Origin of the sequence: Clostridium sp. J1101437_171009_A5 (assembly GCF_015547905.1) — a bacterium.
Taxonomy (GTDB): domain Bacteria; phylum Bacillota; class Clostridia; order Oscillospirales; family Oscillospiraceae; genus Pseudoflavonifractor_A; species Pseudoflavonifractor_A gallinarum.
The window spans coordinates 161,872-175,378 of the sequence record NZ_JADMVY010000004.1 but is presented as its reverse complement, the minus strand read 5'-3'; the positions used below and the strand labels follow the sequence as shown (position 1 = coordinate 175,378).

20 protein-coding genes are annotated in these 13,507 nt (G+C 60.9%); all 20 read right to left on the bottom strand.

The annotated features are described in order from the left end of the window. Positions 1-6: 6 nt before the first annotated feature. Positions 7-342: a phage tail protein gene (locus I2C21_RS07965; protein WP_195278951.1), complete on the bottom strand. Its 336-nt coding sequence runs from the start codon at positions 340-342 to the stop codon at positions 7-9. Next, complete coding sequence (locus tag I2C21_RS07960) at positions 339-671, bottom strand: head-tail adaptor protein (RefSeq protein WP_101692846.1); 333 nt, start codon at positions 669-671, stop codon at positions 339-341. Before I2C21_RS07960 ends, I2C21_RS07965 begins: the two co-directional genes overlap by 4 nt. Positions 672-717: 46 nt before the next feature. After that, complete coding sequence (locus I2C21_RS07955; RefSeq protein ID WP_286167231.1) at positions 718-1,047, bottom strand: head-tail connector protein; 330 nt, start codon at positions 1,045-1,047, stop codon at positions 718-720. Continuing rightward, positions 1,044-1,457 (bottom strand): hypothetical protein, encoded by a 414-nt coding sequence (locus I2C21_RS07950; protein ID WP_195278950.1) that lies wholly within the window; start codon positions 1,455-1,457, stop codon positions 1,044-1,046. Before I2C21_RS07950 ends, I2C21_RS07955 begins: the two co-directional genes overlap by 4 nt. Before the next feature lie 12 nt (positions 1,458-1,469). Beyond that, positions 1,470-2,762, bottom strand: coding sequence for a phage major capsid protein (locus tag I2C21_RS07945; protein ID WP_195278949.1), 1,293 nt, complete (start codon positions 2,760-2,762; stop codon positions 1,470-1,472). 18 nt (positions 2,763-2,780) lie between these two features. Then, complete coding sequence (locus tag I2C21_RS07940; protein WP_195278948.1) at positions 2,781-3,485, bottom strand: Clp protease ClpP; 705 nt, start codon at positions 3,483-3,485, stop codon at positions 2,781-2,783. Then, positions 3,478-4,701 (bottom strand): phage portal protein, encoded by a 1,224-nt coding sequence (locus I2C21_RS07935; RefSeq protein ID WP_195278947.1) that lies wholly within the window; start codon positions 4,699-4,701, stop codon positions 3,478-3,480. The genes I2C21_RS07940 and I2C21_RS07935 overlap by 8 nt, the downstream gene beginning before the upstream one ends. Next, a complete protein-coding gene (locus tag I2C21_RS07930) occupies positions 4,698-4,925 on the bottom strand; it encodes a hypothetical protein (protein ID WP_195278946.1) in 228 nt (75 codons plus the stop codon). Before I2C21_RS07930 ends, I2C21_RS07935 begins: the two co-directional genes overlap by 4 nt. Before the next feature lies 1 nt (position 4,926). Further along, positions 4,927-6,738 (bottom strand): terminase large subunit, encoded by a 1,812-nt coding sequence (locus I2C21_RS07925; protein ID WP_193537963.1) that lies wholly within the window; start codon positions 6,736-6,738, stop codon positions 4,927-4,929. Continuing rightward, positions 6,728-7,243: a P27 family phage terminase small subunit gene (locus I2C21_RS07920; protein ID WP_195278945.1), complete on the bottom strand. Its 516-nt coding sequence runs from the start codon at positions 7,241-7,243 to the stop codon at positions 6,728-6,730. Before I2C21_RS07920 ends, I2C21_RS07925 begins: the two co-directional genes overlap by 11 nt. Before the next feature lie 228 nt (positions 7,244-7,471). Then, entirely contained in the window at positions 7,472-7,843 is a 372-nt protein-coding gene (locus I2C21_RS07915; protein WP_195278944.1) for an HNH endonuclease signature motif containing protein, read from the bottom strand. A gap of 73 nt (positions 7,844-7,916) precedes the next feature. Further along, positions 7,917-8,048, bottom strand: coding sequence for a cysteine-rich KTR domain-containing protein (locus I2C21_RS17910; protein WP_502709454.1), 132 nt, complete (start codon positions 8,046-8,048; stop codon positions 7,917-7,919). A 131-nt stretch (positions 8,049-8,179) separates the two neighbouring features. Further along, positions 8,180-8,899 carry a hypothetical protein gene (locus I2C21_RS07905; RefSeq protein ID WP_195278942.1) on the bottom strand — a complete coding sequence of 240 codons (720 nt, stop codon included), beginning with the start codon at positions 8,897-8,899 and terminating at the stop codon, positions 8,180-8,182. Further along, entirely contained in the window at positions 8,889-9,362 is a 474-nt protein-coding gene (locus I2C21_RS07900; RefSeq protein WP_195278941.1) for a hypothetical protein, read from the bottom strand. Before I2C21_RS07900 ends, I2C21_RS07905 begins: the two co-directional genes overlap by 11 nt. Positions 9,363-9,376: 14 nt before the next feature. Further along, the gene (locus tag I2C21_RS07895) at positions 9,377-9,964 is read right to left on the bottom strand and encodes a nucleoside triphosphate pyrophosphohydrolase family protein (protein ID WP_195278940.1); all 588 of its coding nucleotides are present in this window, start codon (positions 9,962-9,964) and stop codon (positions 9,377-9,379) included. Between the two features lie 53 nt (positions 9,965-10,017). Continuing rightward, positions 10,018-10,236: a hypothetical protein gene (locus I2C21_RS07890; RefSeq protein WP_195278939.1), complete on the bottom strand. Its 219-nt coding sequence runs from the start codon at positions 10,234-10,236 to the stop codon at positions 10,018-10,020. A gap of 356 nt (positions 10,237-10,592) precedes the next feature. Then, complete coding sequence (locus I2C21_RS07880; RefSeq protein ID WP_195278937.1) at positions 10,593-10,862, bottom strand: hypothetical protein; 270 nt, start codon at positions 10,860-10,862, stop codon at positions 10,593-10,595. Between the two features lie 137 nt (positions 10,863-10,999). Continuing rightward, the gene (locus I2C21_RS07875; protein ID WP_195278936.1) at positions 11,000-11,257 is read right to left on the bottom strand and encodes a hypothetical protein; all 258 of its coding nucleotides are present in this window, start codon (positions 11,255-11,257) and stop codon (positions 11,000-11,002) included. Positions 11,258-11,259: 2 nt separating this feature from the next. Continuing rightward, the gene (locus tag I2C21_RS07870) at positions 11,260-12,738 is read right to left on the bottom strand and encodes a ParB/RepB/Spo0J family partition protein (protein WP_207730607.1); all 1,479 of its coding nucleotides are present in this window, start codon (positions 12,736-12,738) and stop codon (positions 11,260-11,262) included. Further along, positions 12,722-13,504, bottom strand: a complete 783-nt coding sequence (locus I2C21_RS07865) for a ParA family protein (protein ID WP_195278935.1) — start codon at positions 13,502-13,504, stop codon at positions 12,722-12,724. The genes I2C21_RS07870 and I2C21_RS07865 overlap by 17 nt, the downstream gene beginning before the upstream one ends. Positions 13,505-13,507 lie beyond the last annotated feature (3 nt).

Genomic DNA, 13,507 nt, shown 5'->3' with positions numbered 1-13,507 from the left:
CTGCCATTACAGATCATCCTTTCCTATGAGTGTCTCGCACTCAAATACCTTGTGTTGGGTCTCTTCATCGGTGGCGTCTACCACCTCTGGCCAGGTCATTCCGGCTCCGGCCAGAGCCTGCGCCACCTTGCTGCGGATTGCCAGGCTGTTCTCCTTCAGGGGTAGATACAGGTGGATCTGGACCAGTGCCCGGTACCATATGGGCCGGTTGTCCGCTGCCTGGGTTGGGAGAAGATCATAGTTAAATACCAGACAGCGGGGGCGGTGCTGAGTGTCTACGTCAGGCACCACCGGGAGTCCAAGAGGTTCAAGTGCCCCAATTAGCCGCTGATTCAGGGTCATTTTGCCGCCGCCATCCTTTCCACTTTGATCTCCAGCCAGACGTGCCGGTCCTCCACATCATTCAGTGAGATCACCTCATAGGGGTGTGGGTCCCGGCCCCGGTAGACGATGCAGGTACTGGTGATTTTGGAGTTAAACCGGAGGGTGAGCGTAGCAGGCTCCCTTACCCCAGCCTGGCGTGCAGTGTAAACCTCGCTTCCCCACGCGTTGGTCCATTTGCACATCCGGAAGGCGCCTTCCCCCAGGATATTGACTCGCTCCGTGGCCTCGTATCCGTCCATATCCTGCTCGATCTCGCCCTTCTCATCCCGCGGAAAGTCAAAGAACATCACCCGAGTCCGCAGCTCTCCTGCCCTTGCGCTTCTCGCCACTCCCTCACCCCCCCGATGTGTCCAAGTCGGACACCGGCTCCGTCAGCTTCAGCTGGACGATGAGCCGACGGAAAGCCGGGTTGTCCTCCACAATAGTCCCCGTGATGGTGGCGTCCCGCAGGTCGAAATCCCGCAGCACCATAAAATTGACTGCCAGGTCGTACTGGGCCCGCCGGCTCGTGCCAGCCGGCGGCTCCGAGACCCCGGCGTTCTCCAGGTACCCCACTGCCGCATCATAGAGCCCCTCCAGGGTGAGGAGCTCCTCCTCGGTCGGCTCCTCCACCCTGCAATAGGCCAGGAGAGATTTCATCCGTTCATCGCTGATCGACATCATTTTGCTAGAGTCCAGCCATTGGCGGCGGGCAGATACAGGTTGCGCCCCGCCGCAGCCACGCCGCACAGGACTGCAGCGTCCCCGTTGTGCTGGAATTTCAGGCCGATGTAGCGGGGATTGGCGGGATCCACCTGGTAGCTCACCACAATCGTCTGAGGATCCGTTCCCACGCTGTCGGAAAACTCCACCGCATCGCCAATGGCTTTGGCGCTTGCGCCGGTGGTCTGATCAGAGCCCATTACCGTCACCGTTACCTTCTTGCCCGCACCCAAGGCTACGGTGGAGACCAAAAATGCGACCTCCCCAGCGCCGGAGGTGTCAACAAAGGTGGTGGTTTTATCCGTGGTTTTTTCCACGGACTGGGGCGCAAACACATTGACAAAGGCCAGCTCTTCAAAAATACGCTTCACAGTAGCTCCTCCTTACTTTCGGTCGGCCAGCGCCACAAAGGGGCTGCGGAGTTTGGTGCTGTTCTTGATCTTCAGGGGGCTGTTTACCTTGGGTGCGCCGTTGCAGCGGAACACCACGCGGAAGCAGTTCTGGTCAGTCAGGAACTCCACATGGATGGACCAGTCCTGCTTGACGGCTCCCTTGGTCAGCAGGATGTACTGGAAGGGATCCACCAGCATGATATCGCCCTTGGTGCCCAGAGCAGAGCAGCTGTCCTCAAAGAGGACCGGCTTGTGGAGCACCCGCTGGGTGTCGAAATTACCCAGACCACCCTCAGGCGTCCACAGGAATTTGGACTCATCCCCGCCCTTGATGACCAGCAGGGGCAGCTGCTCCTCCGCATCGGGATGCATCAGCCACACCAGCCGCTCGCGGCCGCGAGGCATAGACCGCGCCTGCATCTTCACCGCGTTATTGCCCACGAAAGTTCCGGCGGTCTGAGACGGCTCCTTATCTACCGTGATGAGGGCCTTGGAATTGATAAAGCCCAGGGGTTTGCCGGATCCATTGCCTGCAATCACAGCGTCCGTCAACAGGCGGTCACCGGCCAGGGCAAAGCCGGTGGAGGCAAAGCCGCTCATAAAAGCGGCGTCCTGCAACATTTCATCGGTGCAGTACAGGAAGCCCATCATCTTTTCCAGGTCCATCTTGATCTCCCGGAACTGAGGCTTGCTGGCGGCCACAGCGGCGCCCTCAGCTGCCCAGTACATCTGCACACCGCCGAACACGGACTGACTCACATCGGTCTCATCCGCGCTGATCCACCGCATGGAGTTGGCCGCGCTGGAACAGGTATAGCGGTCCAGACGGTTGAGCAGGGGGCTCATCTGCACCGCGCTCTCCAGAATTGCTCCAGCAAAATCCGTCTGAATCGCAAATCCGCCGTCCGCGCCGATCCCCTCGTTGGTCCCCAGTACTGCGTTGTTCACCTGCTGAAGCCGTTTGTCTTCAATGTGGTTCTTGCGGAAGTTGTAGATGGCGGCCAGCTGCTCACCAATAGAGGCGAAGGGCTTCTCCTCGCCGCCTCTCCCCTCCTTGGGGGTCTTATTCTTATCATGCAGGATACCGTCGTACACGGGATCGGCATTTTCCTGGCTCTGTCTGGCCAGTTTCTCCAGACTGCTGATCTGGTTGTTGATACCCTCCATCTGGTTGGTGATCTGGTCCACCTCATCATAGTTGCCCTCATCAGCCGCAGTCTGAGCTTTGGCCAGAAGCTGGCTCTTCTGCGCACGCAGGTCCGCGATCTTCTCCATGAAATCCATCGTATTTGCTCCTCTCAATCAAAAATTTGCAAGCGCCCGCAGCTTAGCCATGGCGCATTTTGCTCTTTCTCTGGCCTCGGTCTCCCTCCGCACATCTTCCATATGGTCCTGGTACCGTTGCCGCATGGCAGCCGTCAGCCGAATACGGCCCCCGGATGCCGCCACAAAGGCGGCAGGGTCCTCTTCTCCACCGGGCAGGCCCACGATCTCATCGATCAGGCCGTAGTCCAGGGCCTGGCTTGGGCTGATCCAGATGTTTTTGTCCATCAGGGCGATCAGCTCTTCCCGGCTCCTGGCGCTGCTTCTGGCGGAATAGACCTCCAGCACGCAGTCCCTGGCATTACGCAGGGCCTCCGCCGACCGGCGCATATCGTGATAGTCCCCCTCGGCCGCGCCGCTTGGATTGTGGTAGCACAGCAGCGCCCCCGGCTCACTCTGGATGGTCTTGCAGCCGGTTGCCGCCAACGTGGCCGCGCTGGCCCCATAGCCCTGGAAGAGGGCTGTGGTGTTCCCCTGGTAGCGGCGGAGCATGGAGCGGATCTCCGTGCCTACCGCCATATCTCCGCCGGGAGAATTGATCAGCAGTGTCACGTCCTCCCCGTTGGCGGCATCCAGTGCCGCCTGGATATCCATGGGCGCGGTAATGTCCCGGAAGCCCCACCAGCGGAGCACGTCGGCAGAATCGTTGTCCCACAGCTCGCCGCGCAGTGCGATATCAGGCATTTGTGTCCTCTCCTCTCAGTACGGACTCCAGAGAGCCCAGATTTTTTGTCACAAGGAACTGCTTCCCCAGCCCTCCCGGAACGGGGTTGAGCTCCTCCCTTGCCCGGCACTCGTCCGGATTCATCACAGAGTGCTCAATCAGCTTCACATAGAAATCCGCCCGCGTATTGGGATCTGCCCGGAGCAGCGCCTCCACCGTTCCGTGGATATAGACCCCGTCCCGTTTCTGATCGGGCGTGGGGAGTTTCCAGGAGTCCTCATTCTCGCACTGCACCACATAGGGCAGGAGCACATCGGTCACATAGTTGAGCCGCTGCTGGGCGTTGCTGTTGTAGCTCTCCTTGCCGGTCTGGAGCATATGCTTGGGCACTCCCGAGAACCGAGCCACCTCCTCCACAGAGAATTCCCGACTCTCGATAAACTGGCTATCCCTCTGATTGAGGCCCAGGGGTGTGTACTTCATATCGCGGTCCAGAACTGCCACTGCAAAGGCGTCGTCCGTCGCATAGGACTGGAACTCTGCCTTGACCTTGTCCCTGGTCTTCCGATCGGCGTCCGAGTCGATCTCCACAATGCCGGAAAGCCGCGCTCCGTTCTGGTAGAATTTCTTGCCATACCTCTGGGCCATGGCGTCCACTGCAATGGCCTCCCGGGCCAGATGCAGAAATCCGCGTCCGTGAATGCCGTCATAGGTCTCAAAGAACAGGAAGGACAGCTCATAGTTGGAAAACTTTTTTACCATGCCGTCCACATTGTACTGATACCAATACTGTCCCCCTTCGCGGTCTTTGAGGATGGAACAGCACTCTGTCGGCAGCGGCAACCGTTGGACTACACGCCCGGAGCTGTCGCGCCGGTTCCACACCGCTCCGAATCCGTGCCAAAAGGCGTTTGACATCAGCACCTTACGCAGCATGAACGGAGACATACAGTCGTTTGGCCGAACCTTCAGCATCGTGCGGAGCCGCTCGTCATTGTATGGGACTCTGGCATCCCCATCCTTCCGGTACGCACCGAATGGGATCAGGCCAAAGGAGTTGGTCAGGATGCGGTGGGCCGCTGCTACGGGAGACAGGTGCTCCGCGTTGCCCTGACTCCCCTCGATCGCCTCTCCGGCGGTAAAGACCCGTTTGAACCACGCCTGCACCTCTTCCCACCCAAGGGCCTGTTCCTCCATGGAAGCTCTCGGTGCCTGCACGGCTTTGCTCAAAATCACTTGTGCCGTCCTCCTCTCGACCGGGCTACAATCAGGGCATATGCCGCCAGGCATACACCAGCCGCCGCTAATCCAGCCGCCCGGCCGTACTGCTCGTAGGCCGCCGATACCAGGCACGCACCGGCGCCCATCAGAAGCAGGTCATCCAGATAGAGCGCGAAATACCCGGCAAACGACCGGGCAGTCTTCTGCAGCGTATCGAAAAATTTTTTCTGATGTTCCATTCTACAAACCCCAATCATCGGATTGAATGTGCTCGTTGATGTCACTTCTCACCGGCGTTCGCTTCACCAGCACCCGGGCCAGGGCATTCATGGCTGCCGCCACGGGGTCGATGCGCTCGGTGTCGTCCTTATGTCGCTTGGAGAGCTTGATATCCCCGTAGTTGTTCTGGATCTCGATGGCATTCTGGAGGCACCAGAGGGCCAGAGGGCTCTCCTCTATGACCACCCGCCCCTGGAGCAGCAGCTCCCGGAAGGTTTTCACGGCTAGATTCTGCCCGGCGCAGGTCTGGGCCACCTCCACGCAGAAGTCCTCCCGGTTCCGGTCCTCGTTCATGCGGATGGCCAGGTCCGTGGCGTTGTGGCCGTCATAGTCCACCTCGTCCACCTGCCAGTCATGCTCCCGCTCGCCTGCGCAGATCCAGTTGTAGACATAACTGTTGTCGGTGACGTCGCCGGGGGTGAGGGTGCAGTAGCCGCCCTGTGCCCAGGCCTTATAGGGCACCCGGTCGGTCTTTTCATGGCGGTCGGCGCCGTTCTCCGGCATAAAGCCGTGCAGCCTGAACGCGATGCGCCCGTCCGGCAGGTCAAACACCGCCGCCGCGCCGCTCAGGTCGATGCGCTTGCCCAAGTCAAAGCCGCAGTTGCAGCGCAGCCCGTCGGTAAGCGCGGCAAACTCCTCCCGGGGGACCATAGCCGTCCTGACTTTCGCCATGCAGTTCTCGTCCAGATAGCGGTTCACGCTGCCGGACTGCCACAGGCACATCCGGCGGGTCAGGAACTTGCGGATCTTGTTGGGGTCGTTGGAGGCGTAGGCCGCGTTATGCTCATCACGGATCTGCTTGAGCAGGATCTCACTGTACCGGCTCGGATACCGCAGGCACGGGTTTGGCTTGGCCCACAGCTTCTCGTCGTGTGGGTTGTCCCCCTCGTCCAGCTCCCGGATCATGATGAAATAACTCTCGTCAATGACCGTGGGATCTTCCAGCACGCGCTTGGCGTACAGCTCCTCCTCGTAGCAGGGCTTGCTCCCGGCATCGTCTCCTGCGGTGGTGATGACATCCAGCAGGGACTGCTCCCGCTTGCCGAAGGAGTTGGTTCCCAGGTCATAGATCTCCGAGTTGGGGTGGGCGTGGTACTCATCCACGATAAAATAGGTGGGCGCGCCTGAGTCCTTGTTCTTGGTGTCCTTGGACAGGGCCCGCATATACCCGCCCCGGGTCCGGTGTACGATCGGGTTGGAGCGCGGGACGATCAGCCGCTTGGCAATGTTGGGGCTGGCCTGGGCGATCTTCTTGGCGTCGCCCAGCACGCGCATGGCCTGCCCCCGGTCCACCGCCGCGCACTCCACCTCCGGCTCCTGCTCAAATCGGGCCAGCTCCGGGTGGTAGGGTGGGTAGATAGCGTCCCCGCACATGTGGTGGAGTCCCTGGCAGGACTTCTCCGAGCTCTTGTAGTTGCCTCGCGCCCGCTTGTTGTAGGTGTGGGAAAAGCGCCGTGCGCCGGTGTCCTTGTGGACCCAGCCGTAGGTGCAGCCCAGGTCGAACACCTGCCAGGGCTCCAGTTGGATGGGCTTTCCCGCGTCCACGCCGCGCACCTGGATGCACTGGCCAAACCACCGGATGATCCGGTCCGCCCGGGTGGTGTCAAAAACATACGGGAAGTCATCCGTTCCCTGGCGCTTCAAATCATCCAGATGCCGCTGGCAGGCCAGGATCTCATACTTGCAGCACTGATCCCGAAGCCGCCCCTGCGTCACCTGCTTGGCATAGACGCTGACAGGGTGGTGCAGGCCGGACTGCCATCTAGTCGCCATAGAGGTCACTGTCCTGGTCCGTCCTGGCTTCGGCTGCGGCCTGTGCCCGCTTCTGGGCCAGCCGCACCCGGCCGGAAGGCGTAAGCCCCAGCTTCTCCGCATACTGGAGGATGTTCCGTTCCAGTGACTGCATCTTGCCGCTCACAGTGTCCAACTTGGACACCACGTCGGCCACCTTCTCCAGGTCGCCCTTGGCATCCTTCAGCTGCTTGGTCACCTGAGACAGCACCTTGCACTGGCTCTCATACCGCGCCATCATCACGCAGTAGACGCCCAGAGCATCGCTGTCCAGGTCGTCCAGGATCACCAGGCCCTGCATCCGCTCCAGGACCTTCTTCCAGTAGCGGCCGGCAGCGGTGTTCTTGGCCATGATGGCGGGACGTTCCATGTTGGACTCCCGCCCCCGGTCCGGGATCACCCCATCCTCAGCGCGCTCCCGAAGCTGGCGCTCCTCGTCGGTCAGATTTTTGCTCATATTCTCCAGCGCCTTCGGTGGCGTCGGCATGTTTTTCACCTCCCGCTGTTTCCCGCTTTCGGCCGAAACCCTGATGGGGGAAATTTTCTCACATTCGAGGGGCCGTGCGGTCTTGCACACCCTCGCCCAAAATCTTTTTCAGGGCGGGGGTGGGTCGGAAAGCCTCTGGCTTTCCCCTGGGCGCACGCAGGCGTGCGGATGCTCACACACCTGCGCACACGCCGGAGCGCGGACGTAGCTTCCTGTCCGGAGAATGGCTCAAAACTGCGCCCGTTCTCTGCGCTTTTCCGCCTGTTCCAGCGCTGTTTTTCGATCGTGGCAATGCTTGCAGAGTGACTGCAAATTGCCCCGATCAACGAACCGCAACCAGTTACCCTGGTGCGGCGTGATGTGGTCCACCACGGTGGCCCTGGTCCGCATGCCACGGCGGGCGCATTCCCGGCACCAAGGTTCCCGCAGGAGCTGGGTCGGGCGCAGGTCCTGCGTCCATACATCCAGACTGTACCACCCGTGGTATTCCGCCGAGGCCCGGCGCTCGGCCCGCTTGGGCTTGTGCTTTGCGCAGTAACCCTCGCGGGTGAGCGCCGGACATCCGGGATATCGGCAGGGCCGGAGCGGCTTCATTGCCATGGGCTATCACCTCCAGGCAAAACAAAAGAGCCCGAACCAACGCTCCCGCAGACTGCGGTTTCGTGGCTCAGGCTCAATGGCTCAGGCTCAAGTCGATATTCAAGAAATGCTCCTGCTTGCAGTGCCGGCAAAATACAAACGCTTTGACTTTGCCATCGGACGGTAACCGCAGGAGCTTCATCTTGCCGCACCCTGGGCATATCACATATCCGTCCTTTACGATTAGTTTACCACGATTCCATTTTTCAGGCAACGTCTTTTCCTCCCGTGTGTCTTATTTTCCACTAGGTTTCAAGATAGATCGCGCGCGCACGCGCGCGTACGCGTAGAAGACGCTCAGGTCTCTTCGCGGATGATGTAGCTGGCGTAGTTGTAGGCTCCAAAATCGTTCTCCCGCTGCCCGCGGCGAGCCCAAATGACCTGCGGCGGCACATCAATCGCGCCACTCTCGTCTCTCCACCGCTCCGGCGGAGGCAGCTGGCTGGACAGGCTGCGGGAACAGCTCCAGGGGTGCCTTCCAATTGGGATGACTACGCCATCCGTCCCCTCCTTGTTGAAATACTCGGCCAAGCGGCGGTATCCGCCCTTTGGCATCAGCACCGGCTCATCGTCAACCTCCCCCGCCGGCCATAGGTGGCGAACCACAGCCGGCGGGAAATCGCTGTCCCGGAGGACCAGATGGATGTGGTAACGGTGGTCACCATGGAGGCCCTCAATGCAGGATATCCAATCGAATGGCTGGTTATCATGGAACCGGCGCGCCCGACTCATAAAGGCCCGCTTTGCCTTCTGGACACCCTGAAAAGTGGTCGGGAGATGGAGATTGTCAAATGTGAGCGTGTAGTGGTTCCCCTCATAGCCAAACAGTGCCAGACGTAACTCCAGGCGGTCTGCCTGACTCCGGCAGACCGCCGAATGGGGCGAGTGGATGATCTCCCCCTTCTCCCTCCGGTCGCTCCGGCTATCCTGTCCGGAGAGCCTGGGCCGGATCGCCCGGCATTCCTTGGTCAGGGGCCCGGCTCGTTGCCGGACGCAGTGCCACGGTCTATCCTCCATGGTCGCCTCCCGCCTCCAGTGTCCGGGCACTCTCTTGGCCCGGCCCTGTCTTTGGGCATCGGTAAATCGTGTACTCTCCGCTTGGGCTGTCGAGGCTTTCCCCACCATGCCCAGTCGCGTCCAGGAGCAACTCCTCAATACCGGCTCCATCGAGGGTATCAATGGAGTACAGCTTGCCATAGAGGATTACGCCGTACTCTCCGCCCGCTCCATAATCAATCCATACCCGTTCAAAATGCATTGTGTTTATGTCCGCCTGTGTCAGGGGCACCACTCTGTCGGTGATGTCAGGATGGTTCGCCCTGGTCATCCCAGACAGCCGCTCCACTGCCTTTCGGATGATTGCGCAGCCGCGAACGCCGCAGTCATGCTCATGCCCACACCCCAGGCAGGCCAGGCTGCCAGTCTCCACGCGCAGCCGCTTGAGCGCCTGGATCAAGCCGTCCATCGTGTCCAGCGTCATGTTATTTTCCTCCATTACAAAGTTTTTCCACCGTGCCGATAGGGTCTTGTCCGGTTATACTCCATCTTCTCTCGGATAATGGCGTCCATTTCCACTCCGGCACGCTCCATGTTTTCCAGAATGTAATAGATGACGAGGCCCATATAAATGTCTCTGTCATTGCGATCGTCCGCATCGCAGTACGCCATGGACAGCAGATTATGAAGGGCCGAAATAAACTCCCCAAACCTTTGTTCTTCTTCCGGCTGGTCTTTGTGCGCCTCCATCACTTCAAAGAAAATTCTGTCCATATTCACGTTTTCGTGTCCTGCCCAGTCAAGAATCCGGATGATGCAGTCCGCCAGCTCAACAGCGATTCCCTCCGGCTTTTTGCAGCACTCGGTTGTGTCTGTGGCTACATATCCTCCGCCGCTATAATATACCATCGGAGTAGGTTGCCCGGGTCTGATTCTGTTCCCAGCTCTGTACTCCTCCAGCGCCTCGGAAAGCTCCGAGTGCATCAGAGCCACCAATTCACCAAAGGTAGGTTCCTTTTCCCACCATCCGTGCTCCACAGCAATCTGATGGGCTTCACGTGCTAATTCATTCAGATTCAGTTCCATATCATGTTCCTCCCGCTGCAAAGTCTTTCCGCCGTGTCCGGGTGGCGGTTCTATTATTGGTCTTCAAAATCATAGTGGTCAAACAACCACCGCAGTGCGCTGGCAAGTTCGCTTTTTGTGATGCTGTTATGTGTTTCCATGTGAGCTACATGGTCAATTGCAAGAGTTCTGGTCTTAAACGGGATATCCATGTTGTCAAGGTCATACTTCACAATATCGATAGACTTGTTGATGGATATGTTAAACGTCGGAAACAGGATCTTTTCAGCCATCTCGTTTCCCTTTCAGCGCATCCTCGGCGGCCTCTGCACGGGCCAGCAGGTTGATGATGGCGGCTGCGGCGTCCTCCGTCATGCGCGGGATGCACTTGGACATGTCTGGCCCTTTCCAATAATGGCACTTTTTACACTCTTCAATGCCTTTTACACTTCCGCACAGTTTGACGGCTGTCGCAATTGCCTTATAGTCCATGCTATTCCTCCCGTCTAACACGGAGGCTCATCATCTTTTCCCTGGTGAGCTTGTCCACGACGCGGCCCAGTTCCTTGTAGCCACAGACCTTGGCCGCTCCTCCAGGTGATAGGCCGTCTGGGCCGTGACCAGCAGGCGGATGCGGCGCATATTCTTTTTACTCATACCCCAGCTCTGCCTCCAGTCTTTCGGACAACTCCCGGATCTGCGCAGCTTCTTCCTCACTGTCCGGGATGAGGCGCAGCCCCATGCGCATCGCGGCCTCCGCTGTGTTCGCTTCTGCATACGCCCTTATCCCAAACCGGGCGGCCGGGCAGCCAGTCGGTGAGCACTCTTCACAGGAGTCGTCCCCTTCCCCGCAAAACGAACAAAATGCCGCAACCACGTCCGTCTCATACTCGCCGCTTTCCAGATACTGATATCTCATATAAACCTCCCTCCGTGTCCAACTTGGACACATTGCTCCGGCCCTCTGCCGGACGCCGCCAGAAGGACGGCGCCCGGAGGTCAAAGAGAGGTCCGGGCGGAGCGCGCACCCCGCCCGGCAGAAGGCCGGAGCCGTTCTTATTCCACCCGTTCAAACCGGCGGAGCATCTGTCCCGCCCACGCCGGCGGGCTTTCCCTTTCCGCTCTGGGCTCCCGCTTCTGTGCGAGTCGGCGGATAGCCCAGCTGAGACAGCGCACCTCCCGTTCAGCCTCCTCCAGCGCCTGGACGGCAGAGCGCACCAGGGTCGGACGGATGGAGATATGGCTGCTCTGCTTTTCTGCAAACGCCCTGAGCTGCCCGATCAGCGCCAGGCGGTCGATCTTCTCCTTCTCCACGGCTATGCCTCCCCCCGCTCCCAGGCCATGGACTCCGGCAGGGCCGGGCAGGCCATCCACAGCTTCACGTCCACGTTCAGGGCAAATCCTCCCGCTGCCGGGTCCTCCCAGCGCCGGTTGGCCGCGGACCACCAGTAGAGCGCCCCGCCCCGGTGAAGGGGGCCCTTTACACACCAGTACAGTCCGTCCTCCTTCGGCTCCTCCGGCCACCAGTGCCAGGGGTCTTCCCCGACTCCGGATGGGTGGAGCTCTTCGGTGAGCCCCAGCACATAGTCAGCGGAACAGCGGAGCGTCTTGGCGATCTGCTCCGGGTGATCCAGATTGCCCGGAGCCAGGTCGTTGCTGTAAAAGTACTTTTCTCCGAACTCTCCGGCAGCATAAGCCCGGAGGTCGGCCACCGAGACCGCCGCGTAGTATGTCCGGGGATTGATCTCTACCGAATCATCCAGCCCCGCCGCCTCGGCCGCTTTGAGGAGCCGCGCCGCGCTGCGCTGGATGGCAGACCGGTACTCCCGTTGCTGCTTTTCTCGCCGTTCCTCCTCGGCGCGGGCAGCGTCATCCCGTCCCTCTTTCCGCAGGGCCTTGGCCTTGGCGCACATGCGGTCACAGACACCGTACTGTGTTTTGGCCTGGCTGCACTCCAGACAGCAGGTCTTTCCCTCGCACAGCTCATAGCTCATACAGTCCACATCGTGCCGCAGGAAGGTGTCCCCCCGTTTGCAGGGCTTCCCATCCGGGCAGGAGAACTCCGGCTCCCACCGTGCGCCGCCCTCGTATCGTTTCAGCAGCTCCTCGGCCCGTCCCCCGGACGGGGGCTCCGGACAGACCCTGTACAGGCGGCTCTGGAACGCCTGCGGCATCCGCGCCATGGCATAGGCCGTCTGCTCCGGGAGGGCATCCCGGTCAAAGAGGGACAGCCACTCCGGGACCAGCTTCTCCCGGATGACCTTCAGTCGGGCCAGCTTGGGCGCGGAGACCTTGCAGGCCGCCGCCACCTGGTCCCGCATCCGCCCCGGGAAGGTATACCCCTGCTCCTTGAGCTGGTAGAGCAGCGTCTCCACCTGCTGGGCCTGCTTAGCCACCTCTGCTGGGCTGAGCACCCGGGTAGAGGAATTGGCCAGGATGAGCCGCAGCTCCCGCAGCTCTGGGGAGGCCTCGTCCCGCTCCACGATGCAGGGGACGGCGGTCCACCGGTCCGGCTCCTCCTGCGCCAGGATGGAGAGAGCCGCCCGCCGCCGGTGGCCGGAGACAATGGTATACCCGCCGTCCTCCGCCGCGCGCACCCGGATGGGCTGCTGGAGCCCGCAGAGCTGGATGTTGGCGGCCAGTTCTTCCAGGCCGGTCAGGCTGTAAAAATTGCCTGGGTCTTCCCGCAGGAGGGCAAGGTCCAGGTACTCGATCTCCTCCCGGCCGGTGTCCGACTTGGACACATCACCCACGGCGGCGGCAAAGGCGGCGCTCATGTCAAACTTCCGCACCATGGTCCCCCTCCTTCCCCAGCAGTTCCTCTGCGAAGGCCCGGTAGTCCTGGGCCGCCCCGCTCCGGGGAGACCAGCTCACCACCGGCTCCCCGGTCCAGGTGGACTCGTCCACTTTCGGTGAGCGCCGGATGTGGGTCCGGAACACCTTACAGGGCGCGTGCTGGCGCAGGAGGGCCTCCCCCTGCTCCACCGTGTCGCTCTTGTACCACACCGTGGGCAGACACCCCGCGATATGGACATCCGGGTAGATCCGACGCAGCCGGTCGATCTGGGCGGTGAGCTCGTGCATGCCCCGCACGGAGTACGCGTCCAGCTTGATGGGGATGATGACATCGGTGCTGGCGGCGATGGCCGCCGCGCAGGCCGGCGAGAGGGCGGGCGGACAGTCCAGAATCAAAACGTCGTAGGCGTCGTCCTCGGCAATGGCGTCCCGCAGATCCCGGAGGGCGGTCAGGCGGGGGCACTCTCCCTCCAGCAGGTCCACATCCAGGTTACGCAGCTCGTCGTCCGCCGGGAGCACGTCCAGCCCCCGGATGCTGCTCCGGTACAGGAGATCATCGTAGTAGGCGTCCGGGATGGTCAAAAGCCCGGCCAAGGTGTTGTACTCCCCTGGCGGGAGGAGGGACTGGGTGGCGTTGGCCTGGGGGTCGCAGTCCACCAGGAGCACCCGCCGCTGGTACTCGGTGGCCAGGATGGCCGCCAGATTGACGGCGGTCACCGTCTTGCCCACGCCGCCTTTCAGGTTCACAATGGCAAATGCTTTCACGCT